Origin of the sequence: Corallococcus macrosporus (assembly GCF_017302985.1) — a bacterium.
In the GTDB taxonomy this organism is placed as follows: domain Bacteria; phylum Myxococcota; class Myxococcia; order Myxococcales; family Myxococcaceae; genus Corallococcus; species Corallococcus macrosporus_A.
In genome coordinates this window covers 2,381,623-2,405,535 of the sequence record NZ_JAFIMU010000007.1, presented here as the reverse complement: position 1 = coordinate 2,405,535, position 23,913 = coordinate 2,381,623, and the positions used below count along the sequence as shown (strand labels likewise).

Genomic DNA, 23,913 nt, shown 5'->3' with positions numbered 1-23,913 from the left:
TCACGGCTCCGGGGGGCCCGCGGGCTCCGGGGGCCTGGCGCTCCTCGGGTCCACCAGCGCTCCGGGCAGGGACTCCACTGGAAATGGGCCCGGTGGAATCGTGGGCCGGAAGCGCGTGCGCACCTCCAGCATGCACACCGCCAGCAGCACCGCCACGAACACCACCGCCGTGAGCAACACCAGTCCGTTGCTCGCGCGCTGCTCGCGCAGGTGCATGTAGAACAGGGCGATCAACAGCCCCTTCGCTCCCGCGATGAGCAGCGCCACCGGCAGCGACCACGCGCCGTGTGGCAGCCTGTGCAGCAGGTACGTCAGCGCCGTCAGCGCGAGCAGCACCGCGCCCACGACGAGCACGCCGGCCACTCCCAGCTGACGCTCCGGCTTCTCCACCGCGTCCTCGGCCACGGGCCCGCTCCTCATGACAGGTACAGGATGGGGTAGACGAACAGCCAGACGACATCCACCAGGTGCCAGTACATGCCGCCCAGCTCCACCGGCGTCGCGTACGCCGCGCTGAACGTCCCCGCCGCGGACCGCACGCCCAGCACCGTCAGCACCCCCACGCCCACCGTCACGTGCAGCGCGTGGACGCCCGTCAGCAGGTAGTACAGCGTGAAGAAGAGGCTCGCGCCCACGCGCGGCACCTCCGTGAACCGGTACGCGTCTCCCGGCAGCCCACCCTCCTTCACGTGGTGCGCGTACTCCACGCCCTTCACCGCCAGGAACACCACGCCCAGCAGCGCCGCCGACAGCAGCAACGCGCCGCCCAGCCCCGGCCGGTTGCCCCGCACCGCGTGCACCCCCAGCGCCACCAGGATGCTGCTGGTCACCAGCAGGAACGTGTTCAGCGTGCCCAGCCCCACCTCCATCGTGAGCTGCGCGGCGCGGAACGCCTCCGGGTACACCGAGCGATACACGCCATAGGCCGTGAACAGCGCCGCGAACAGCAGCACCTCTGTCGCGATGAAGACCCACATGCCCAGGTACGCCGCCTGCTTGCGCGCGTCCTCGGAGCCCCAGTGCTCCGTCACGGCCTCAGGCGGCATGCGGCACCTCCTCCCGCGAGTACTCGTGCGGACCGGTGGGGTACTGGGGCGGTGTGGAGAAGTTGTGCGTGGGCGGCGGGGAGGCGCTTCGCCACTCGAAGCCCTCGCTGCCCCAGGGGTTGTCCCCCGCGAGCGCGCCATGGCGCAGGCTCCACGCCAGGTACCCCGCGATGGCCAGGAACCCGAACGCCAGCAGCGACGCGCCCGCCGTGGACGCGACGTGCAGCGACTGGAAGTGCGGCGGATAGTCCGCGTACCGCCGGGGCATGCCCAGGTTCCCCAGGAGGAACTGCGGCACGAACGTCGCGATGAAGCCGAAGATGATCAGCACCGCCGCGCCGTTGGCCAGCTTCGCGGGGAAGCACCGCCCGAACATCTTCGGGAACCAGTAGTGCAGCGCCGCGAGGAACGCCATCACCGTCGCCCCCACCATGATGAAGTGGAAGTGCGCCACCACCGAGTACGTGTCGTGCCAGTGCAGGTTCAGCGACGTGGTCGCGTACGCCACGCCAATCATCCCTCCGAAGAAGAGGAAGAACATGAACCCCAGCGTGTAGAGGAGCGGCGACTCGATGGCGATGGAGCCCCGGTAGAGCGTGCCCAGCCAGGAGAAGATCTTGATGGCCGTGAAGATGGCCACCAGCATGGACATGGCGCCGAACGCGCCGGAGCCGAAGGTGGACTGGCCGGACGCGAACATGTGGTGGCCCCAGGTGAAGAACCCCACGAACGCGATGCCCAGCGTGGAATAGACAATCATCCGGTAGCTGAAGGCGTTCTTGCGGCTGAAGGCGCTCACCGCCTCGCTGATGACGCCCATGGACGGCAGCACCATGATGTAGACGGCCGGGTGGCTGTAGAACCAGAACAGGTGCTGGAAGAGCAGCGGGTCACCGCCGCGCGCGGGGTCGAAGATGCCCGCGCCCACCACGCGCTCCAGCGCCACCAGCGCCAGCACCATGCCCAGCACCGGCGTGGCCAGCACCTGGATGATGGACGTGCCGTAGATGGCCCAGACGAACAGCGGCAGCTTCATCCACGTCAGGCCCGGCGCGCGCAGCGTGTGCACCGTGGCGATGAAGTTGAGCCCGGTGACGATGGTGGAGAACCCGATGATGAACACGCCCACCAGCACCGGCAGCACCGCCGTGCCCGTGGTGGTGCTGTAGGGCGTGTAGAAGGTCCAGCCCGTGTCCGCGCCGCCCTCGAACATGCCCCAGAGCGCGACGCTGGCGCCCAGCACGTAGAGGTACACGGACGCCAGGTTGAGCCGGGGGAAGGCCACGTCCCTGGCGCCAATCATCAGCGGCACCAGGAAGTTGCCGAAGGCGGACGGGATGGCCGGAATCATGAACAGCCACACCATGGTGACGCCGTGGAGCGTGAACATCCGGTTGTACGCCAGGTGTCCCATCACGGTGCGGCCGGGCGTGAGCAGCTCGATGCGCAGCGCCAGCGCGAACAGGCCGCCCAGGAAGAAGAAGAAGAGCGTCAGCACCAGGAACATCACCCCGATGCGCTTGTGGTCGTGCGTCGTGAGCCACGACCACAGGGTGCGGCCGTCCGACAGGTAGGACTCAGCGGCCGGTGGGGACATAGACGGGCTCCTCGGCCGCGGGGGTGCCCGGGCGCAGGGGACGCAGGGACTTGATGAACTCCACGAGCGCGCCGGAGTCCTCCGCGCTCAGCCGGCCGTGGTAGCCCGGCATCACGGGCGCGTAGCCGGCCACCACCTTCGCCAGTGGATCCATCATGGACTCGGTGAGGTACGCCTCGTCCGCGAGCACGGCGCCGCCGCCCTCCAGCGGCTCCATTCGGCCGTACAACCCCAGCCACGTGGGACCGATGTGCGGCGCGCCCGTCACCGTGTGGCATTGCAGGCAGCCCTGCGCGGTGGCGACGTGCTCGCCTCGCACGGCCATGGACTCCGGGGTGCGGGCGCCGGGCAGCGCGGCCACGGGCAGGTTGCGGCGCTGCGCGTCCTGCCACGCCCCGAAGTCCGCGGGCGACAGCACCACCACCTCGCCGCGCATCACCGAGTGGTCCAGCCCGCAGTACTCCGCGCACAGCACCCCGTGGCGGCCGGGCTTTGGCGCTTCGAACCACAGGTCGGTGTAGCGGCCGGGCACCGCGTCGCGCTTCATGCGGAAGTCCGGCACGTAGAAGGAGTGGATGACGTCCCGAGAGGTGATCAGCAGCCGCACGGGCCGGCCCGCGGGCACCACCAGCGTGTCGATGGCGCTGGGACCTCCGGGATAGGTGAACTTCCACATCCACTGCTTGCCGGTGACGTAGACATCCAGCGACTCCTGGGGCGGGCTCATCACCCAGACGAACTGCTTGAAGCCCAGGACGAACCAGAGCAGGAACAGCGACAGCGGCACGCCGATGAACAGCCCTTCCATCCACCCGGGCGCCACCACGCGCGGCGTGGGGTCCGACGCCGAGCGCCGGTGGTAACGCACGAGGAAGGAGATGCCGACGGCGCCGATGCCCACCGCCACCGCGAGCGTGGTGAGGAGCAGGAAGTAGTGCAGGTGATCCACTTCCACGGCGAAGGTGGAGCCCTGCTCCGGGAGGAAGAAGAGGCGACGCAAGAGTTCGTTCATCGCGCGCCTCCGTCACCTTCGGAGAGCAGTTGACGCATGGCCGCGTCGATGGGCTGGTGGATGACGCCCGCGTCCACGTCCACCCAGCCGTAGCCCTCCAGCCGCTCGCGCTGCCGAGCCTTCAGTTCCTCCGCGCGCCGGTCCAGCGCGAAAGGCACCGGATCGATCATGCCAATCTGCAGGGTGCCTGGAGGAAGCGGGAGTGGGCGCTCGGCCTCGGGACGCCAGAGGATCCACAGGGCCCACGCCGCGACACTGGCCGCCGCGAGCAGCGCCAGCGCCACGGCGCCGACACGCAGCAGCCACGCGGTAGGCAGCCGCTCCAGTTCCGGAGGCGGTGGACGGGGTTCGCTCATGGCGGGCGCACCTGGAGCGAGTGGACGAGGTAGGGATCCGCCACGGGCACGGGATGGGCGCCGCGCGTGAGCCAGAGGGCCGCCGCCACGGACAGGCCGCCCACGCCCACCCACGCGGTGAGCGCCGTCCAGGGAACGAAGACGCCTCCCGGGAAGAGCGAGGGGAACAGCAGCCACGCCACATCCACGGCATGCATCGCGAGCATCCACAGCGCCACGGCCCCCAGCACACGCGGGCGGGCCTTGAGCTCACGCGACAGGAGCAGCGCGAAGGGGATGACGAAGTGGCCCAGCACCAGAGCCAGAGACAGCACGCCCCAGCCGTCCTCCAGGCGGACGCGGTACCAGCTCACCTCCTCGGGCAGGGCTGCGACCCATATGAGCATGAACTGCGAATAGGCGATGTAGGCCCAGAAGCAGATGAAGGCGAACAGCAGCGTGCCCAGCCGGTGGTAGTGGCCTGGAGACAGCAGGCTGCCGAAGTGCTGCGTGTCGCGAGTGGCCGCGCCCGCGACGATGATCAGCGCCAGCGCACCCACGAAGGCGCCGGAGAAGACGTGGACGGCGTAGACGGTGGACTGCCACGTCGCCTCCAGCGACATCATCCAGTCCAGCGTCATGAAGGAGAACGTGAGCCCCAGCGCCGGCAGCGAGCCTCCCCCCAGCCGCCGCTGCCACAGCGTCCAGCGCAAGTCGCCCGTGGCGTCCTGGCTCACGGACCAGCGGTGCAGCAGGTGGCCCACGCCTCCCCAGAGAAGGAAGTAGAGCGCCGCGCGCACCAGGAAGAAGGGCACGTTGTTGTAGGTCCGCCGGTGTTCGAGCACATGCAGCGCGTGCTCGCCCAGCTCCAAGGGCGGCGCGACCCATGGGTACAGGTGCCGCATTCCCAGCGCCAGGGGCACGAAGAGCAGGAGGAACAGCGGCGCGGTGGCGGCCGTGACCTCCAGCGCGCGGCGCAGCACCACGGGCCAGCGCGCCTTCGACGCGTGGAAGGAGGCGAGCAGCAGCAGCGCGCCCAGGCACAGGCCCAGCCAGTAGGTGAACCCAAAGAGGTACCCCGCCAGGGCCTGACGCACGTCGAGCAAGGCACCCAGCGCGGTGGCCACAAGACCCACGACACCCAGCGCCGCACTGATGATCAGCGCGCGCTGTCCACCCTCGAAGCGTGGGAGCACAGGAGTCGTCATCGCGCGCGGACCTCCTCACCGGGTCGCGACCAGGCGGCGGAGCCAGCGAATGGCGCAAGGACCAGGCCCTCGCGCAGAGAGTCCGTCTCCACGGATGAGAAAGTGAGATCCCAGCAAGGGCCTGCCGTCGGCGGCGACCCGCGAAAACCTGTCCGACTGTCGGACCCGTTCGAACAGCTCGCGCGGCACACCTGCGCCGAGGATGCCGAGGTGAGAACCCGGATGGGCCTCCTCGTCGGCGGCAACACGCAAAAACCTGTCCGACAGTCGGACAGGTTTGGGTAGCCCGGGCGGATCCCCCGCGCTGACGATGCCGAGATGGGAGCCTGGCTGGGGCTCTCTGTCAGCGGCGCACCTTGAGAACCGGTCCGACTGTCGGACCAGTTTGGACAGCACGGGTGGCGCCCCCGCGCTGACGATGGCGGGATGAAAGCCTTGCTGAAGTCCTCCGTCAGCGGCGCACCTTGAGAACTGGTCCGACTGTCGGACCAGTTTGGACAGCTCGGGTGGCTCACCTGCGCTGACGATGGCGGGATGAAAGCCCTGCTGAAGTCCTCCGTCAGCGGCGCACCTTGAGAACTGGTCCGACTGTCGGACCAGTTTGGACAGCTCGCGCGGCGCGCATGTACTGACGATGCCGAGATGGGAGCCCAGAAGTGGCTCTCCGCCGGCGGCTCACCTCGGCGACCTGTCCGACTGTCGGACCAGTTCGGGCGGCTTCCCTGCTCTGACGATGCCGAGGAGGGAACCCGGCTGGGCCTTCCCATCGGTGCCGACCTGCGAAAACTGGTCCGACTGTCGGACCAGTTTGGACAGCTCGGGCGGCGCACCTGCGCCGAGGATGCCGAGGTGCGAACCCGGCTGGGGCTCTCCGTCGGTGGCTCACCTTGGAAACCTGTCCGACTGTCCGACAGGTTTGGACAACGCGGGTGGCTCCCCTTCGCTGACGATGCCGAGATGAGAGCCCGGCTGGGCCGCCTCTTCGGCGGCTCATTTTGGAAACCTGTCCGACTGTCGGACAGGTTTGGACAACCTGGGCAGCGCCTCTGCGCTGGGGATCCCGACATGGGAGCCCGGCTGGACCTCCCTGTGGGCCGCTCACCTTGGAAACCTGTCCGACTGTCGGACAGGTTTGGACCGCGTGGTTGGACGGGGGTTGATGCTGAACCTGGGCTGCGGGAACTGGTCCGACTGTCGGACCAGTTTGGACTGGCTGGTTGGACGGGGGTTGCCGTTGAACCTGGGCCGCGGCTCCTGGTTCGCCTCTTGGTCTGCCTTGTCAGACGGTGGGTGTAGACCTTGGGGGTGCAGGGCGGCGTCATGGGGCTCCGACCTCCTGGCGCAGCCTTGCCTGCACTTCGGGGGGAGCGGCGGTGATGGGGGTTCGCTGGCTTCGGCCCAGGGCCCGGAGGTACGCGACCACGGCCCAGCGCTCCTGGGGCGTCAGCTGTGGGCCGTATGCGGGCATCACTCCGAAGCCTTGGGAGATGACCGCGAAGTAGAAGCCTGGCGGGTGCGGCAGGTCTCCCGTCGCCGCGGGCGCGTCGAGCCTCCCTTCCATCGCGAGGCCTCGCGGCCCGATGAGGGCGTGCTGCCGGGCCCTTGCCGCGTCCGCGTCGCTGACCGCCAGGCCCTGGCCCGGCGTTCCGGGCCGCCCCGCGTCCGCCGTGTCCCTCACGGCCCCCCACCCGTCCACCCTCGCGGGCAGTGGGAACGCTCCGGGCCCCACCCTCGCGGTCACGGCCTGCGTTCCCGTGTACGGGGCTTCGCCCTCCGCGACTCCGTAGACCACCTGGGTCGCGTGGTCGTGCGGCACGAAGAGCCCCGGAGGCCGGCGCAGCGGCATCTTCCGGGCCACGATGGCGTCCCCGTCTCCCGTCAGCCCGTGGCACACCGCGCACCAGGTCTCATAGGCCGTGCGCCCCTCCTCCAGCAGCGCCCGCGTCAACGGCACCGGTACCGCCTGGACCCAACCTCCGTCCGCCGTGAGCCCCTGCGTCGCTCCCCGGTCGCGCCACTCCCGCGCCACCGTCCCCGGCACCAGGGGCCTCATGGCCCGGCCGTCATCGAAGAACGTGCTCGCCTCGAACGCCTCCGCTCGCGGCTGCGACGCCATCGGATCCGTGTCCTCGCACGCGACCGTTCCGCCCAGCAGCACCGTGAGCATCCAGCGCCTCATCGCGCGCCCTCCTCCACCACCGACACCTGCCGCGCCCCCAGCTCTCGCAGCGCCGCCTCCACCTTCGGCGCGTCCTCGCCGGCCACCGCCACGCTCGCCCAGAAGCCGTCCACGGACGCGCTGCGGAAGGACTCCACGTCGAACACCGGGTGCGTCACGTGCGGGAAGCCGAAGAACACCATCAGCGCGCCGAAGACCGTCAGCGCCGCGCTCAACACCGCCAGCTCGAACGTGATGGGCAGGTTCGTGGGCACGCTGTGCAGCGGCCGCCCCCCCACGTCCAACGGATAGTCCACGGCGTTCGTGAACCACTGGGTCACGTACGCGAACACCGCGCCTCCCAGCCCCGCCCCCAGGGCCAGCAGCGGCAGCCACGAGCGCTTCAGCCCCAGCGCGTCGAACGTCTCCTCCACCGGGAACGGCGTGTGCGCGTCCAGTTGCTCGAAGCCCCTCGCGCGCAGGCCCTTGAGCGCGGCCACCAGCGCATCGCTGGACGCGAACTCTCCCAGCACCCAGTGGCGGTTCATGGCGCCCCACCGGGCCGGGTGCCCTGCTCACGCCGGAACTCGAGCGACGCGTCCACCTCGCGCTGGAGCTCCTTCATCTCGCTCATGGACACGGGCGGCACGAACTTCAGGAACAGCAGGAACGCCGTGCCGAAGAACGCCACCGTGCCGCCCAGCAGGCTCCAGTCCACCCACGTGGGCCGGTACGCCGCCCAGGACGAGGGCAGGAAGTCCATGCTCAGCGACGCCACCACGATGAGGAAGCGCTCCGTCCACATCCCCACGTTGATGAGCAGCGCCGCCCCCCACAGCACCGCGACGTTCGTTCGCAGCCGGGGGAACCAGAACAACTGCGGCACCAGCACGTTGCAGAACACCTGCATCCAGAACAGCGGCGCGTAGGGTCCGGAGAACTCGGCCTCCGTGGCGTGCATCTCGTACGGGTTCGCGCTGAACCAGGCGAAGAAGTGCTCCTGCACGTAGCCGTAGGCCACCATCCACCCCGTGGCCAGCAGCACCTTCGCCATGTTGTCCAGGTGCAGCGGCGTCACCACGTGCTCGAGGCGCAGCGCCTTGCGCGCCGGAATCAACAGTGTGAGCACCAGCGCGAAGCCGCTGAACACCGCGCCCGCGACGAAGTACGGCGGGAAGATGGTCGTGTGCCAGCCCGGCAACTGCGCCACCGCGAAGTCGAAGGACACGATGGTGTGCACGCTCACCACCAGCGGCGTGGCCAGCCCCGCCAGCAGCAGGTAGCCCGTGCGCCACTGCCGCCAGTGCCTCGCCGAGCCGCGCCACCCCAGGCTCGCCAGCCCGTACCAGAAGCGCGCCCGGGGCGTCCTCGCCGTGTCGCGCGCCGTGGCCAGGTCGGGAATCAGCCCCACGAACCAGAACAGCAGCGACACCGTGAGGTACGTCCCCACCGCCGCGATGTCCCACGTCAGCGGCGAGCGGAACTGCGGCCACGCCCGCAGGCTGCTGGGGTACGGCACCAGCCAGTAGAACTTCCATGGCCGCCCCAGGTGCAGCAGCGGGAAGAGCCCCGCGCACGTCACCGCGAAGAGCGTCATCGCCTCCGCGAAGCGGTTGATGGAGCCGCGCCACTTCTCCTGGAACAGCAGCAGGATGGCGCTGATCAACGTCCCCGCGTGGCCAATGCCAATCCACCACACGAAGTTGGTGATGCCGAACGCCCACGCCACCGGGATGTTGTTGCCCCACGTCCCCACGCCCACGAAGAGGGTGACGCAGATGGCCACCGTCAGCACCGCCGTGCCGGCCAGTCCCAGGCCCAGCAGCGTCCACCAGGTCCGGCCCGGCGGGCTGTGCACGTACGCCAGCAGGGACTCGCTGTAGGCGCGGTCGGAGTGGCGCCCCTCCAGCAGCGGGTGCCCGGCGAGCGGATCCCCGGGCGCGGGCACCTGCGGGTCGGCCGTGCTCATGCGCCTCCCTTCGGCGCCGGGTTCTTCAGGCGCACCAGGTGCACCGTGCGCGGCCGGGTGCCCAGCGTGTTGAGCAGCTTGTAGTGCCGGGGGTCCTCATGCTCGCGGCGCACGCGTGACTCCGGGGCGCGCAGGTCCCCGAAGGTGATGGCCTCCGTGGGACAGGCCTGCTGGCACGCGGTGACGACCTCGCCCTCGCGCACGTCCCGTTGCGCCGAGCGCGCGACGGTGCGGGCCCGCTCGATGCGCTGCACGCAGTACGTGCACTTCTCCATCACCCCGCGCGAGCGCACCGTCACGTCCGGGTTCTGGCGCAGGCGCGTAAGGGGCTCGCGCTGCGGGTACTCCAGGTAGTTGAAGCGGCGGACCTTGTAGGGGCAGTTGTTGGAGCAGTACCGCGTGCCGATGCAGCGGTTGTAGACCATCTGGTTCAGGCCCTCGTCCGAGTGGACGGTGGCGTTCACCGGGCACACGTACTCACAGGGCGCGGCCTCGCAGTGCACGCACGCCACGGGCTGGGTGATGAAGCCCGGGTCGTCCGGGTCGCCCAGGAAGTAGCGGTCGATGCGCAGCCAGTGCATCTCCCGGCTCTTGAGCACGCCGTCGCGCCCCACCACCGGCACGTTGTTCTCCGCCTGGCAGGCCACCATGCACGCGCTGCACCCCGTGCACCGGTGCAGGTCGATGGCCATGGCCCACTGGTGGCGCTCGCTCTTCAGCAGCGCCGTGGGCGGATAGAGCCGCTCACCGTCCTCCTGGAGCGAATGGAGCGCCTGGGGCTTCGCGCGGAAGGCCGCCTGCGGGAGCTGGAGCGCGAGCTGGCGCCCCTCCATGCTCCAGTGCTCCTGCGTGAGCGCCAGCGCGTGGTGCCGGCCCGTGCGGGTGATGCGCGTGAGGGTCCCTCCCCATGGCGCGGACCTGGACCGCAGCGGATACGCGTTGACGCCGACGTGCTGGCCCACCGGTCCCACGCGCTCGCGGCCGTGGCCCAGCGCCAGCGTCACCGTGTCGTCCGGCTGGCCGGGCAGGACCAGCACGGGCACCTCCACGACCTGGCCTGACAGCTCGATGCGCGCCACGTCGCCCTTCTCCAGGGACAGGGAGCGCGCGGTGGCCGGGGAGAGCAGCGCCGCGTTGTCCCAGGTGAGCTTCGTCACCGGGTCGGGCAGTTCCTGGAGCCACGCGTTGCCCGCGAAGCGGCCGTCGTACAGCCGCGAGTCCAGCACCAGGGACAGCTCCAGGCCCTGGGGGGCCTGCTCCAGACCCGAGACCTTTCGCGCGCCCTCCACCACCGCGGCCGCGTCCAGCACGGCCCGCGCGGGCGGTGCCTGGGTGCCGGGGATGACGCCGTCCGCGAGCCAGGTCTCCCAGCGCGCCTCGAAGTCCCGCGGTGCTCCCGAGCGTTCGCGCCACAGGGACTTGAGCAGGTCGTAGGGACTCTGTGACTCCAGGCCCGCGAAGACGGACAGGAGCTCCACCTCGGAGACCGCGCCGGGGAACAGGGGCGCGATGAGGGGTTGCAGCACGGACGCGGTGCCGTCGGGTGCGCGGCCGTCGCGCCAGGACTCGAAGGGGTGCGTCGCGGAGACGAAGGTGGGGCAGCGCGCCGCCGTCTCGTCCTCGTGGAGGCCGTGGTACAGGCGGAAGGGGACGCGCTCCAGGTGACGCGGGAAGCCCGGGTCCACGGTCATCGTCCAGGCCGGGTTCCACGCCGTGATGATCAGCGTGTCCACCCGTCCGTCGGACAGCTCCCCAAGGAGCGTGCCCAACGCCTCCGGGTTCGCCTCCGGAAGCGCCACGGGTTCGAGCAGCCGGGGCGCATTGCCCAGCGCTTCGTCCATCGCGAAGGCCAGCGCATGCACCCGCGGCGGTTGACGCTCGCCCACCGTCACCCGGCCCTGTCCCCGGTGCGCGAGCAGGTCTTTCGCCGCGCCTCGGGCCCAGGCGCGCTGGGCGTCGGTGAGCGCGGCCGGCGGGACTCGCAGGCTCGCGAGCCCCGAGGCCAACGCGGGCGTGACGCCGCGCGCGGGATTCGCCGGGGCCTCCGCGCCCAGCCCCGCGCCCACCTCCGCCGCCAGCGCGAGCATCAGCGCGACGCCCTGTGACGGCCGCATCCGCAGCCGTTCGTCCGCGAAACCGCCCGTGAGCGTCAGCGTGCTCTCCGCGACCCACAGCCGGTTCATCGCCTCCGGCTTGCGCGCGTTCACGAAGTCCCGCGCCGCGCGCAGGTTTCCGGGGCGCTTCGTGGCGAGGAAGTCGTCATCCAGCGCCACCACCACCGCGCGCCCCACGTCGTGCACCACGTCCAGCGCCCTGCCGTACGCCAGCCGCGTACCCTCGCGGCTCCCGTCCGTCAGGGCCTCGCCACAGGGGATGATCCGCGCGGACGGGAAGCGCTGCTGGATGCGCGCGTACAACGCCTGCACCAGCGGGCTGCCCGTGGGCTCCACCAGGAAGCGCAGTCCCGCGCCTCCGTCCTGGCGCTCGGCCTGCTTGTGCAGCGCGTCCCGCACGGTGCTCCACGCGGCCTCCACGCCTTGCAGCCGCGACGTCTTGGCCCTCGCGGGGTCGTAGAGGCCCAGCAGCGACGCCTGTTCGAAGACGCCCGCCGCGCCCAGGCTGGCCGGGTGCAGCGGGTTGCCCTCCACCTTCGAGGGACGGCCCTCGTGGCTCTCCACCACCAGGCCCACCGTGCGGCCGTTCCACTCCAGCCCCGTGGCGAAGTGCAGCGGCACGCCGGGCGTCAGTCCCTCCGGCGGCGTCGAGTACGGGAGGATCTTCTCCGGCGGCTGACGGAAGCACCCGCTGAAGCCCGCAGCCGCCAGCGACGCGGTCGCCAGTTGCAGGAAGGTGCGCCTCGCCACGCCCTCGGGAGGGAGCATCGCGCCGGGGGGATGCTCGCGCGACACGGCTTCGGGGCCGGGTCCTCCCGCGTGCCACTCCTCCAGGCTCCGCCACGCGCGCGGCGGCTCCGTCCCGTCCGCCGCGGGCGCGTCCGGGGTGTCCGTTCGTGCGGGGTCGGTCAGAAGTGGCATGTGTTGCAGTCCGTCCTCGGGTTCACGTCGAGCGCGGCCTGCACCGCGCGGCCCGTCTCTCGCGGGTCTCCGGGTGGACGCCAGGTGAGGTTCGCGACCTCGGACAGGGGGCGCAGCCAGGGCGTCGGGTCGCGGTGACAGTCCAGGCACCAGCCCATGGTGAGCGGCGCCACCTGCTGCACCGCCGGCATGGTGTCCACGCGGCCGTGGCAGGTGACGCAGCCCACGCCCTTGTTCACGTGGGCTTGATGGCTGAACCAGACGTAGTCCGGCAGCGCGTGCACGCGGTTCCACGGAAGCGGCATGCCGTCGAAGCCACTGGCGCGCACCGGCTCCAGCCGGGCACTGCCCTTCCACACCTGCGCGTGGCAGCCCAGGCAGCGCTGCGTGGGCGGCACTCCCGCCACCGGCGAACGCCACGCGCCCTCATGGCAGTAGCCGCACGGGATGCCCTCGTCTCCGACGTGGTGCCGGTGGTCGAACGGGAGCGGTTGTTCATGGGGCGCGAACGAGCCCCGGCCCAGTGGGTTGCGCGCCAGGAGCAGCAGGCCCGCCAGCGACACCGCGGGCACACCCAGGGCCAGGGCGATGAGCGCCCGCAGCACCGAGTCAGTCCCAGGGCGGAACAGCGGAGCCATGGCCCTCCTCCGTCCAGCAAGGAAGCCTCCGCGGGTTGGGGCGCGAGAGGTGGACGCGACTGTGGGCGCGGCCTCGCGGAGACCACCAGCCGCCGGCGCGCGGCCCGTCGCGTTTCACACGGCCAGGACGCGCGACGTCCGGCACCCCACAGGAGTGTGCCCCCCGGAGCAGGGCGCGAGCGGCATCAGGCGCGTAGGTGATCAATCCGCGATGCGCGACGAGCCTCAGCGAGCCCCTGGCACGAGCCATTCAAGGCACGGCTGCGTGTCCCGTCGTCCAGGGCCTGGGCGCGAAGCCCGCGCCTGGCGGTGCAGGACGCCGCTTTGGCGCGAAGCCAGCGTCCGCCGTCTCAGGACTGCGCTTGGTCGCAAAGCCCGCGCTTGGCATCCAAGGACGGCGCTTCGGCGTGAAGCCCGCGTCCGGCATCTCAGGACAGCGCTTCGGCGCACACGTCTCAGGACGGCAGCGTGCGTCCGCGCGCGGGCACGGAGGCCGTCATCACCGACGCCGCGCCCACGTACACGTCCACCGGCGACAGCGGACCCGCGCCCGGCAAGGCCGCCAGCTCGCGCACCACCGCCTCCTGCCCATGGCACGTCATGCCGCGCGCCATGCAGTCTCGCAGCGCTGTCTGGAGCCACGCGGCGGCGTCCGTCGCTCCCGGCGCGTCCAGCAGCGCTGCCCGCAGCACGTTCCGCAGCGCGGGCGACACGCCACTCAACGCCGCGTCCACACCGGCCGCGTCCTCCGGCACCACCGTGTTCCCCGCGACCAGCTCCAGCAACACCCGCCCCAGCGCGCGCACGTCCTCCCGCGCCTCCACCGGCGAGCCCACCGCGTCCTCACGCACCGGCAGCTCCACCACGTCGGGCCGCGACGGCGACGTGAAGCGGCGCAGCAGCGGACGCGCGGGCCGCAGCCCGAAGTCCGTCAGCGTCACCTCACCCCGGGGCCCCACGCGGATGCGGTGCGACTGCACGTCCCCGTGCACCACGCGCGCGCCATGCGCCGCCTGCAACGCGCCCGCGACCTCCGCGCCCACGTGGCACACGAACGCCTCCGACGGCCGCGCGCCACGCCCCATCACGCGACGGCGCGCCGTGGCCAGCGAACAGCCCGGGACGTAGTCCGACACCACCGTCAGCGTGTCGCGCGCGTCCACCTGGAAGCCGTGGAGCCGCGCGATGCCCGGATGCCGCAGCGGCACCGCGTGCGTCAGCGCCTCCTCCAGCGGACGCCGCGTCTCCGGCGCCAGCCCCGACGCCAGCAGGAACGTCTTCACCACCAGCGGGCGCGCGTCCGCGGCGTCCTGCTCCAGCGGCCACACCAGGGACACCCACTCGCCCAGCGGGCCCCTCCCCAGCGGATGCAGGGGGGCGAACGCGGGCAGCCGGGAGGCGAACGGAAGCACGGACATGGCACCCTCCAACCCAACACATCCAACCTGGAACGTCAACCCACGCGGGCCTACGTCCCAGGTCCTGCGACTCCCCGGCACCCGGGCACGCGGCCCGGGGTGCCAGGAAGGCCCGAGGCTAGAAGTAACCGCCGACCGTGGTCGTGATGCCGATGGTCACGTCGCTGCCAGAGAAGTTGCCCTGGTCCGCGCCCAGCGAGAAGCCGCGGTCGCTGATGAGCGCGCGCACCTGCGGACCCGCGCCCACGAAGAAGTTCGGCGTGACGTGGAACAGCAGGGGGGCGTTGAAGTCCAGGACGAAGTTCACGTCGCTGTTGTCCGGGATGTGACCGAACTGCACGCCGAAGCCCACCTTGGGCCAGAGCGACACGCGCTCGCTCAGCGGCAGGTGGTAGCCCACGCGGCCCGCCACGCCCAGGCCCACGACCGTGCTGTCACCGAAGCCGAACGCGACCAGCGCGGACGCGCCCACCGACAGGTTCTGCTGGAGGAAGTAGTCCGCGGAGGGCTCCAGGCGGACCAGGAAGACCTCGGAGGCGGTGTTGTAGCCGATGAAGCCGTTCAGCTCCTGGCTGATGACCATCTGGCCCGCGTTGCCGAACGACGACGCCCGGCCCGGGTTGCTGTTCAGGTCCGGCTCTTCCGCCGCCACCGCCTGCGAAGACACCGCGAGTCCCGCCACCAGCGCCAGGCCCGTCCACTTGTTTCCACGCATTGACGTCTCTCCTCACGTTCGCGCCCGGCCGACCCTTCCCGGTGCGCATGCGGGGCCCCTTCTAGCCAAAGCCCGCCGCAACGCGAGGATGTTTTGCCGCCACCACCCCACTTCGTTGACACGACACCATCCGGGCCGCGATCAGGAAAATCCTGATCGCGCCACGGAGGGGGGCCGGAGGCCTTTTCAGCGTGCCGCGCGCGCCAGGCCGCGAGCGCCCAGCACCGCGCCGCCCACCACGCCGCCCGTGAGCGCCGCCAGGCCCAGCGTCGCGGTGAAGCGCTTCCACGCGGGCGTCGGCGGCACGCTGCCCCGGGGGCCCACGCCCTCGGCCACGGGGCTGAAGAGGTTGCCCTCGGGCCGGTACAGCGGCGTGTCCGTCGTCTGCATCCTCGCGCCGAAGCGGGAGAGCACCGCCTTGCCCACCGACGGCGCCACGCCGTTGAGCCACAGCATCAGCCGCCCCTGGAGGAACGCCGGCACCGACGTGCGGCCCGGCCGCTTCGCCAGCCGCACCACCGCCTTCGCCACCAAGTCCACGTCGTACGTGGGCGGCACCGGCACGGGCTTCTTCCCGAGCATCGTGGGCGCGTGGTCGAACATGGGCGTGGACACGGAGGGCACCAGCACGTTGGACACCTGGACGCCCGTGCCCTTCAGCTCCAGCTCCAGCGACTGCGCCCACCCCAGCGTCGCGTGCTTGGACGCCGAATACGCGGACAGCAGCGGCGCGGACCCCGCCGACAGCATGGACTGGATGTTGAGCAGGTGACCGTGGCCCTGCTTCTTGAAGTGCGGCAGCACCGCGCGCGCGAAGCGGAAGTAGCCGAAGCAGTTCACCTCGAACACGCGCGTGATGTGCTCCCAGGGCAGCTGGTCGAAGTCGCCGTAGGACTGCACCGCCGCGGCGTTCACCAGCAGGTCCACGCGGCCGTAGTGCGCCACGCACTCGCGCACCACGCGCTCCACGTCCTCCGCCACCGTGACGTCGCCCTCACACACCAGGCACTCGCCGCCGCGCTGGAGCACCTCCACGCGCAGCCGCTCCAGCGCCGCCTGCCGCCGCGCGGTGACGCACAGCCGCACCCCGGCCTCCGCCAGGCGCAGCGCGGACTGCCAGCCCACGCCGCTCGACGCGCCCGTGACGATGGCCACCTGCCCCCTCAAATCCTCATGACGCGCCATGCGCTTTCGCCCCTCTCTGGCGGAAGAGGTGGGGCTTCCAGGCGGACCTGGCACGGGCCAGGCCCCCGAATTGCTCCGCGCGTCCCTCCCTCGCCCGGCTGCCCTGCGGGCCGGGGGGCAGGACGCACGGGGGCTTCAGGACCAGGAGACGTCGTAGACGGCGTCCACCAGTGACTGCGCCTGGCCGCGCACCTGCACGTCCTGCACGCCCGTCACCTCCAGCGCGGACTGGAGGATGCCCTCGTTGTAGGGCACCGGCATCAGCGAGCGCTTCATGATGACCCGGCCGGACGTGGGCCCCGTCCACTCCACGGTGCGCTCGCCGAAGTTCAGCGCCGTGCGGTAGCCGGAGTGCATCAGCTCCAGGAGCCGCTTCGGGTCGCCGCCCGCCTGCTGCACGAAGTCGCGCGCGAACATGGAGTTGAGGAAGTCCAGCATCGCCTGCGTGCCAATCTGCCGCTGCGCCGCCTCGTGGCCGCCCACGAGCGGCGAGAGCTGCTCGGCCGCGACGTAGGACAGCCGCAGGAAGCGCGGGAACGGATAGGTCTGCATGGGCATGAAGTCGGCGGTCTCGCCCACCTGCTCCAGACAGCGCGACACCGCCTCCGGTCCGCCCAGAAAGCGCACCGCGTCCAGCACGCCCAGGAAGAACAGGCCGCGGCTCGTGTCCTCCGGCGTCGTCGCGGCGAGGCGGGCTTCCAGATCACGGGCGACGTCCTCGGGGAGATTCAGCGCGCCGTGCGGCATCAGCGTCGTCCTTTGAATGAGGGGGAATGGACCAGGCGGGGACCTGACGGGGCGCGAGGATTCCACAGGTCCCGCTCCATCGCGAGTCCTGGATGGAAGCCGCATCGCGCCACGCGACACATGTTTCACGACGTGCGAGGTCCTTACGGGCCTTCCCCGGATGCGGGCAGGAAGTGGCGCACCGCCTCCATCAGCGGATCCACCGCCACGGGTTTGCGCAGGTACGCCGACGCGCCCGGCGGACGGAAGGGGCTACCGGACAGCACGATGATGGGCACGCCCTCCAGCATGCGTTCCTCGGACAGCCGCGCGAGGAAGGCCTGTCCGTCCATCACCGGCATCATCAGGTCCAGCAGGATGAGGTCCGGGCGGGGATGGGACTTCAGCCACTTCCACGCGTCCTCGCCATGGATGCATTGCGCGACGCGGTAGCCCTCCATCTCCAACAGCGTCGCGACCGCGTCCCGGATGTCTTCCTCGTCCTCGATCAAGAGGATGAGGGGGGCACTGTCTGTCATGCAGTGTCTCCACTCGCTCTCCGCCACGTCCGGCCATCTCGTGGCTGTGGGTCGTCCGGCTCCTCCTGGAGGCGTGTGAAGGCCCCAGGAGAGGGTGGAGCCGGACGAGGCGTTGGCACCGTGGAGAAATAACGGCTGGAGCCCCCCGGTCTGATTTCGCGTGCGGTGCATTTTCATGCCTGCCCGCTTGCTCCCACCCTCGCTCCACGGCCCCCGGCCTTCGCGGCACTGGCCTCCTCCGCCTCGCGTCCCCATCTTGAGGGCCGGGGTCCTGCGTGCGCGCCCGGACTGGGGAGGAGCGGCCTTGAAGTTCCGCGACCTGTTGAACGGTTGGCCCGTGCTGCGGCAGCTCACCCGCGGGGATGGCCGCGCGCTGGGGGACACGGCGATGACGGCGCGCAGCCGCTCGCTGGAGCCGCGCACGAAGTCCGCGGATGCGGTGGTGAAGTCCATCTGTCCGTACTGCGCGGTGGGCTGCGGGCAGGAGGTGCACGTGCGCGACGGGCGCATCCTCGACATCGAGGGCGACCCGCATTCCCCCATCTCGCGCGGCCGGCTGTGTCCCAAGGGCGCCGCGACGTTCCAGTTGGTCACGGGCACGCAACGCGTCCAGCAGGTCCTCTACCGCCGCCCCGGCGGCACGGAGTGGGAGCCCATTCCGCTGGAAGAGGCGATGGACAAGGTGGCCGAACGCGTGAAGCGCACGCGCGACGCGACGTTCCAGCAGCGTGACGCGGAAGGCCGTTGGGTGAACCGGACGCTGGGGCTGGCGCACCTGGGCGGGGCGACGCTGGACAACGAGGAGAACTACCTCCTCAAGAAGCTGTTCAGCGCGCTGGGCGTCGTGCAGGTGGAGAACCAGGCTCGAATATGACACGCGTCCACGGTGCCCGGTCTGGGCATCACGTTCGGCCGCGGTGGAGCCACGACGTTCCAGCAGGACCTGCAGCACTCGGACTGCATCCTCATCCAGGGGTCCAACATGGCCGAGTGCCATCCGGTGGGCTTCCAGTGGGTGATGGAGGCGAAGGCCCGGGGCGCGAAGGTCATCCACGTGGACCCTCGCTACACGCGCACCAGCGCGGTGGCGGACCTCTACGCGCCCATCCGCGTGGGCACGGACATCGCGTTCCTGGGCGGGCTCATCCACTACGTGCTGGAGCACGAGCGGTACTTCCGCGACTACGTGGTGCAGTACACCAACGCGGCCACGCTCATCCGCGAGGGCTTCCAGGACACGGAGGACCTGGAGGGGCTCTTCAGCGGCTTCCAGCCGAAGGACAACCGCTATGACATCGCGACCTGGCAGTACCAGGACGTGCCGGGCGCCGTGCCCGCGGCGGGCCACAAGGAGCTGACGGACGAGCCGGGCGCGGGCGGCGGCGGGCACGAGCACCGGGTGGACGTCCGCGAGGAGCACCGCGACGAGACGCTCCAGCATCCGCGCTGCGTGTTCCAGCTGCTCAAGCGCCACTTCTCCCGCTACACGCCGAAGGTGGTGTCGCAGGTGTGCGGCGTGGACGAGGCGCTGTTCCTCCAGGTGGCCCGGACGCTGTGTGACAACTCCAACCCGGAGCGCACCAGCGCGTTCTGCTACGCGGTGGGCTGGACGCAGCACTCGGTGGGCGTGCAGTACATCCGCACGGCGGCCATCCTCCAGCTCTTGCTGGGCAACATCGGCCGGCCCGGGGGCGGCATCCTCGCGCTGCGCGGGCACGCGTCCATCCAGGGCTCCACGGACATCCCCACGCTCTACAACCTGCTGCCGGGCTACCTGCCCATGCCGCACGCGAAGCCCACCACGGACGGGCTGGAGCACTACATCCGCAACAACAAGTCCGGCAGCGGCTGGTGGAGTGAGTTCCCCAAGTACGCGGTGTCGCTGCTCAAGGCGTGGTTCGGGGACAAGGCCACCCAGGACAACGACTACCTCTTCCACCACCTGCCCCGGCTGACGGGGAACCACTCGCACATGCAGACGGTGGCGGACATGGCGGACGGGAAGCTCCAGGGCTACTTCGTCATGGGGGAGAACCCCGCCGTGGGCAGCATGAACGGGGCGCTCCAGCGCAAGGGGCTGCGCAAGCTGGACTGGCTGGTGGTGCGCGACTTCACCCTCATCGAGACGGCGGAGTTCTGGCGCACGGCGCCGGAGGTGCAGTCCGGGCAGGTGCGGCCGGAGGACATCCCCACGGAGGTCTTCTTCTTCCCGGCCGCCGCGCACACGGAGAAGGACGGCACCTTCACCAACACGCAGCGGCTGCTGCAATGGCATCACAAGGCGGTGGAGCCGAGGGGGGACACGCGCAGCGAGCTGCACTTCGCCTACCACCTGGGGCGCAAGCTGCGCGCCCTCTACGCGGACTCCACGGACCCCAAGGACGCGCCGCTGCTGGACCTGACGTGGGACTACCCCACGCACGGGCCGCACGCGGAGCCCTCCGCGGAGGCGGTGCTCAAGGAGATCAACGGCTACACGGTGGCGGACGGCAAGCCGGTGGACGGCTTCACGGCGTTGAAGGACGACGGCTCCACGGCGTGCGGCTGTTGGATCTACTCGGGCTGCTACAAGGACGGCGTCAACCAGACGGCGCGGCGCAAGCCGGGGCAGGAGCAGACGTGGGTGGCGCCCGAGTGGGGCTGGGCATGGCCCGCCAACCGCCGCATCCTCTACAACCGCGCGTCGGCGGACGTGAACGGCAAGCCCTGGAGCGAGCGCAAGCGCTACGTGTGGTGGGACGCCGGAGAGAAGAAGTGGACTGGCGAGGACGTCCCGGACTTCATCGCGGACCGGCCGCCGGAGTACCGGCCCCCCGAGGGCGCGACGGGGCTGGACACGCTCGCGGGGAATGATCCGTTCCTCCTGCAGGCGGACGGCAAGGGCTGGCTCTTCGCGCCCAGCGGGATGATGGACGGGCCGCTGCCCACGCACTACGAGCCCATGGAGTCGGTGGTGCCCAACCCGCTCTACGCGCAGCAGTGCAGCCCCACGCGCGAGGAGTGGCGGCGCAAGGACAATCCCTATCACCGCGCCTGGGGCGACCCGCGCTACCCGTACCTCGTCACGACCTACCGGCTCACCGAGCACCACACCGCGGGCGGCATGTCGCGCTGGCTGTCGTGGCTGAGCGAGCTGCAGCCGGAGATGTTCTGTGAAATCTCCCCGGAGCTGGCGCGCGAGAAGGGGCTGAAGAACGGGGACTGGTGCACGCTGGCCACGGCGCGCGGGGACCTGGAGTGCAGGGCGCTCGTCACGGAGCGCATCCGCCCGCTGAAGGTGAAGGGGCGCCAGGTGCACCAGATTGGCCTGCCGTACCACTGGGGCGTCACGGGGCGCGTGCGCGGTGAAGGGGCCAACGAGCTGACCGCGTTCGTCGCGGATCAGAACGTGGACATCCAGGAGTCGAAGGCGTTCACGGCGGACCTGCGCGCGGGACGGCTGCGCGCGGGCGAGCGGGCCGCGGCGGGAGCGGCGCCGCCCGCGCCCGTGCTGCCGGAGGTGCCGCGCGACGTGACGCCGCAAGTGGACCATTCGGAGTCACAGGAACCCGAGGGGAAGGGATAGGCGCATGGGGAGCCGCAAGGGGTTCTTCACGGACACGACGCTCTGCATCGGCTGCAAGGCGTGCGAGGTCGCGTGCAAGCAGTGGAACCAGCTTCCCGACGACGGCTTCCACTTCACGGGCATGTCGTACGACCAGACGGCGCACCTGGGCGCGTCGACGTGGCGGCACGTGGCGTTCGTGGAGCGGCCGGTGCCGTTGCAGGGGCAGGCGTCGGGCGCGGGGGACTTCTCCTGGCTGATGATGTCGGACGTGTGCAAGCACTGCCAGCGCGCGGGGTGCCTGGAGGCGTGTCCCACGGGCGCCATCGTGCGCACGGAGTTCGACACGGTCTACGTGCAGCCGGACGTGTGCAACGGCTGCGGCTACTGCGTGTCCGCGTGTCCGTTCGGCGTGATTGACCGGCGCGAGGACGACGGGCGCGCGTGGAAGTGCACGCTCTGCTACGACCGCATCGGCGACGACCAGACGCCCGCGTGCGCGAAGGCCTGTCCCACGGCGTCCATCCAGTACGGCGACCTGGACGAACTGCACGCGCGAGCGGAGACGCGGGTGCGCGACCTGCATCAGCGCGGCGTGACGGACGCGTACCTGTACGGGAAGGACGCGGAGAACCAGCCGGGCACGGGCGGGCTCAACGCGTTCTTCCTGCTGCTGGACAAGCCGGAGGTCTACAACCTGCCGCCCGATCCCGTGGTGCCGACGAAGAAGGCGGCGCGGTCGTGGGCGTCGGTGGCGATGGGCGCGGTGGGCATGGTGGCCGTGGCGGTGGGCGCGGTGGTGCTGGGGCGGGAGGGCTGATGAGCGACGACACGCTGCTGGACCGGCTTCAGCGCAAGACGGACGGGCGCAACATCGACTCGCGCGCGGGCATCCTCGAGGGCGAGGGTTCGCAGCAGCGGGTGAAGGATCCGGAGCCCGCTCGGCACGGGATGGACGTGTTGTCCACGGTGCCGTCGAGGTCCGGGCCGGACAGCGCGGAGGCTCCGAGCTACTACGGCATGCCGGTGCTGAAGGAGCCGCTGTGGATCTGGACCGTGCCCGCGTACTTCTACGTGGGCGGGGTGGCGGGCGCGGCGAGCGTGCTCGGGGTGGCGCTGGAGTCCTTCGGAGGCCGGCGGCTGGAGCGGCTGGCCGAGCGCTGTCACACGGTGGCCACGGCGGGCGACATCGTGAGCGCGGGGCTGTTGATCCACGACCTGGGCCGGCCGTCGCGCTTCCTGAACATGCTGCGCGTGTTCCGGCCCACGTCGCCCATGAGCGTGGGCTCGTGGGTGCTGGCGGGCTCGGGCGCGGTGAACTCGGCGGCGTGGGTGTTGCGGCGGAGGCCCGGGGTGCTGGGCACGCTGGGACGCGTGGCGGGACGTATGGGCGCGCTGCTGGGATTGCCGCTGGCGGGGTACACGGCGGTGCTGGTGAGCAACACGGCGGTGCCGCTGTGGCAGCAGGTGGGGCGCACGCTGCCGCTGTTCTTCATGTCCTCCGCGACCGCGAGCGCGGGGAGCCTGTTGTCCTTGTTCCCGCATTCGAAAGCGGAGGAGCGCGTGCTGCGCCGCTTCCGCATCGCGGGCAAGGTGGCGGAGCTCTTCACGCGCGAGGCGGTGGAGCTGGAGGCGCGGCAGGTCGCGGAGGTGGGCAGGCCGCTGCGCACGGGTGCCTCGGGAGCGCTGTGGATGCTGTCGCGGACGTGCTCGATGGCGGGGCTGGTGGTGGACGTGCTGCCGGGGCGGTCCAGGTGGAAGCAGGTGACGGCGGACGTGCTGTCCACGGTGGGAGCCGTGGCCGCGCGCTACGGCATCATCCAGGCGGGCAAGGCCTCCGCGAGGAACCCGCAGGCCACGTTCCAGGGACAGCGCCAGGGCCTGGGCGCGGCGCAGGTGGATGGGAACACGACCGCGTCGGACGGAAAGCCCCTGAGCTTCCCGTTGCCGGTGCTGGGCCAGGGCGCGGCACGCACGGCGCCACGGCCCGAGGCACCGTATGCACGGTTCATGGTGACGCAGCCGGAGCCGTGAGGTTCAAGGCAACGTGACGCCGTAGCGCGCCAAATCCTCTGGCGTGTTCACGTTGGCCAGCGCGCGCAGCTCCGGATCCACCGTGCGCAGTGCGTCCACGGGGAGTGTCCTCGTGCGGAAGCGCAGCAGCACGCGCTTCATGGACGGATCCTCCGCCAGTGCTTCGCCCCACCGCGTCACCAGCTCCTTGCGGTAGGCCGCGAAGAGCGGCTCCCAGCGTCCGTCCTGCTCGAAGCACACCGCGTCCACGTCTTCCGCCCGCGCGTCCAACACCACCCTCGCCGCGGCCTCCGTGACGAACGGCATGTCGCACGCCACCGCGAACACCCACGACGTGTGGGCCGCTCCCAGGGCCGCGTGAACACCTCCGGGCGCTCCCTTGCCCTTCACGACGTCCGCCACCGTCCGGAGTCCGAAGCGCTCGTACGGTTCCGGAACATTCGCCACCAGCAGCACGTCCTCGAAATGCGACCCGAAGGCTCGCAGGCGTTCAAGGGTCGTGAGCCCCTCCACGCTCAGCAGCCCCTTGGCCACACCGCCCAGCCGGGTCCCCTGCCCTCCTGCCAGGATGGCCAGCGTCACGTCGGGAAAGGTCGCGGATCCGTCCATGTCCGCCGACCCTACACACCTCCCTCGTGGCCGGAAAACACGTCACTCCCGGGATTTCGCCAAGCCCCAGAGGGAGGGAGCAGCCGCAGGCCCCGTTCCCCCCGTGGACAAGGCACGCGCACCCCGTCGTAGAGTCCGGCCTCCC

Annotated in this window: 20 protein-coding genes; 3 read left to right on the top strand and 17 right to left on the bottom strand. The window is 70.8% G+C overall.

What is annotated here, in order from left to right:
- The 16 genes from JYK02_RS22290 to JYK02_RS22215 form a co-directional block, all read right to left on the bottom strand.
- A complete protein-coding gene (locus JYK02_RS22290) occupies positions 1 to 405 on the bottom strand; it encodes a cytochrome C oxidase subunit IV family protein (protein WP_347402550.1) in 405 nt (134 codons plus the stop codon).
- 11 nt (positions 406 to 416) lie between these two features.
- On the bottom strand, positions 417 to 1,046 hold the full coding sequence (locus JYK02_RS22285) for a cytochrome c oxidase subunit 3 (RefSeq protein ID WP_207053850.1): 630 nt from the start codon (positions 1,044 to 1,046) through the stop codon (positions 417 to 419).
- Positions 1,036 to 2,643: a cbb3-type cytochrome c oxidase subunit I gene (locus JYK02_RS22280; protein WP_207053848.1), complete on the bottom strand. Its 1,608-nt coding sequence runs from the start codon at positions 2,641 to 2,643 to the stop codon at positions 1,036 to 1,038. The genes JYK02_RS22285 and JYK02_RS22280 overlap by 11 nt, the downstream gene beginning before the upstream one ends.
- Positions 2,624 to 3,655: a cytochrome c oxidase subunit II gene (gene coxB, locus JYK02_RS22275; protein ID WP_207053846.1), complete on the bottom strand. Its 1,032-nt coding sequence runs from the start codon at positions 3,653 to 3,655 to the stop codon at positions 2,624 to 2,626. The genes JYK02_RS22280 and coxB overlap by 20 nt, the downstream gene beginning before the upstream one ends.
- On the bottom strand, positions 3,652 to 4,011 hold the full coding sequence (locus JYK02_RS22270; RefSeq protein WP_207053844.1) for a hypothetical protein: 360 nt from the start codon (positions 4,009 to 4,011) through the stop codon (positions 3,652 to 3,654). Before JYK02_RS22270 ends, coxB begins: the two co-directional genes overlap by 4 nt.
- Complete coding sequence (locus tag JYK02_RS22265) at positions 4,008 to 5,198, bottom strand: hypothetical protein (RefSeq protein ID WP_207053842.1); 1,191 nt, start codon at positions 5,196 to 5,198, stop codon at positions 4,008 to 4,010. Before JYK02_RS22265 ends, JYK02_RS22270 begins: the two co-directional genes overlap by 4 nt.
- Before the next feature lie 1,318 nt (positions 5,199 to 6,516).
- The gene (locus tag JYK02_RS22260) at positions 6,517 to 7,377 is read right to left on the bottom strand and encodes a c-type cytochrome (RefSeq protein ID WP_207053840.1); all 861 of its coding nucleotides are present in this window, start codon (positions 7,375 to 7,377) and stop codon (positions 6,517 to 6,519) included.
- Positions 7,374 to 7,904: a DUF3341 domain-containing protein gene (locus JYK02_RS22255; protein ID WP_207053838.1), complete on the bottom strand. Its 531-nt coding sequence runs from the start codon at positions 7,902 to 7,904 to the stop codon at positions 7,374 to 7,376. Before JYK02_RS22255 ends, JYK02_RS22260 begins: the two co-directional genes overlap by 4 nt.
- Entirely contained in the window at positions 7,901 to 9,325 is a 1,425-nt protein-coding gene (gene nrfD / locus JYK02_RS22250; protein ID WP_207053836.1) for an NrfD/PsrC family molybdoenzyme membrane anchor subunit, read from the bottom strand. The genes JYK02_RS22255 and nrfD (JYK02_RS22250) overlap by 4 nt, the downstream gene beginning before the upstream one ends.
- Positions 9,322 to 12,360, bottom strand: a complete 3,039-nt coding sequence (locus JYK02_RS22245) for a TAT-variant-translocated molybdopterin oxidoreductase (RefSeq protein ID WP_207053835.1) — start codon at positions 12,358 to 12,360, stop codon at positions 9,322 to 9,324. The genes nrfD (JYK02_RS22250) and JYK02_RS22245 overlap by 4 nt, the downstream gene beginning before the upstream one ends.
- Entirely contained in the window at positions 12,348 to 12,998 is a 651-nt protein-coding gene (locus JYK02_RS22240) for a cytochrome c3 family protein (RefSeq protein ID WP_207053834.1), read from the bottom strand. Before JYK02_RS22240 ends, JYK02_RS22245 begins: the two co-directional genes overlap by 13 nt.
- A gap of 455 nt (positions 12,999 to 13,453) precedes the next feature.
- Positions 13,454 to 14,416, bottom strand: coding sequence for a protein kinase (locus JYK02_RS22235; RefSeq protein ID WP_207053833.1), 963 nt, complete (start codon positions 14,414 to 14,416; stop codon positions 13,454 to 13,456).
- Positions 14,417 to 14,534: 118 nt separating this feature from the next.
- On the bottom strand, positions 14,535 to 15,131 hold the full coding sequence (locus JYK02_RS22230) for an outer membrane beta-barrel protein (protein ID WP_207053832.1): 597 nt from the start codon (positions 15,129 to 15,131) through the stop codon (positions 14,535 to 14,537).
- A gap of 186 nt (positions 15,132 to 15,317) precedes the next feature.
- Positions 15,318 to 16,316, bottom strand: a complete 999-nt coding sequence (locus tag JYK02_RS22225) for an SDR family NAD(P)-dependent oxidoreductase (RefSeq protein WP_207053831.1) — start codon at positions 16,314 to 16,316, stop codon at positions 15,318 to 15,320.
- 135 nt (positions 16,317 to 16,451) lie between these two features.
- On the bottom strand, positions 16,452 to 17,063 hold the full coding sequence (locus JYK02_RS22220) for a DUF2378 family protein (protein ID WP_207053830.1): 612 nt from the start codon (positions 17,061 to 17,063) through the stop codon (positions 16,452 to 16,454).
- A 143-nt stretch (positions 17,064 to 17,206) separates the two neighbouring features.
- A complete protein-coding gene (locus JYK02_RS22215) occupies positions 17,207 to 17,581 on the bottom strand; it encodes a response regulator (protein WP_207053829.1) in 375 nt (124 codons plus the stop codon).
- Positions 17,582 to 17,885: 304 nt separating this feature from the next.
- Between JYK02_RS22215 and fdh the strand changes: the two genes are divergently transcribed.
- From fdh to nrfD (JYK02_RS22200), 3 genes are read left to right on the top strand one after another with little or no spacing between them, the layout of a single operon-like run.
- The gene (gene fdh, locus JYK02_RS22210; RefSeq protein WP_277991399.1) at positions 17,886 to 21,146 is read left to right on the top strand and encodes a formate dehydrogenase; all 3,261 of its coding nucleotides are present in this window, start codon (positions 17,886 to 17,888) and stop codon (positions 21,144 to 21,146) included.
- 4 nt (positions 21,147 to 21,150) lie between these two features.
- The gene (locus JYK02_RS22205; protein ID WP_207053825.1) at positions 21,151 to 21,945 is read left to right on the top strand and encodes a 4Fe-4S dicluster domain-containing protein; all 795 of its coding nucleotides are present in this window, start codon (positions 21,151 to 21,153) and stop codon (positions 21,943 to 21,945) included.
- Positions 21,945 to 23,159, top strand: a complete 1,215-nt coding sequence (nrfD, locus tag JYK02_RS22200) for an NrfD/PsrC family molybdoenzyme membrane anchor subunit (RefSeq protein ID WP_207053823.1) — start codon at positions 21,945 to 21,947, stop codon at positions 23,157 to 23,159. Before JYK02_RS22205 ends, nrfD (JYK02_RS22200) begins: the two co-directional genes overlap by 1 nt.
- Before the next feature lie 3 nt (positions 23,160 to 23,162).
- On the opposite strand, the gene mobA is transcribed toward nrfD (JYK02_RS22200), so the two are convergent.
- Positions 23,163 to 23,768 (bottom strand): molybdenum cofactor guanylyltransferase, encoded by a 606-nt coding sequence (gene mobA / locus JYK02_RS22195; protein ID WP_207053821.1) that lies wholly within the window; start codon positions 23,766 to 23,768, stop codon positions 23,163 to 23,165.
- Positions 23,769 to 23,913 lie beyond the last annotated feature (145 nt).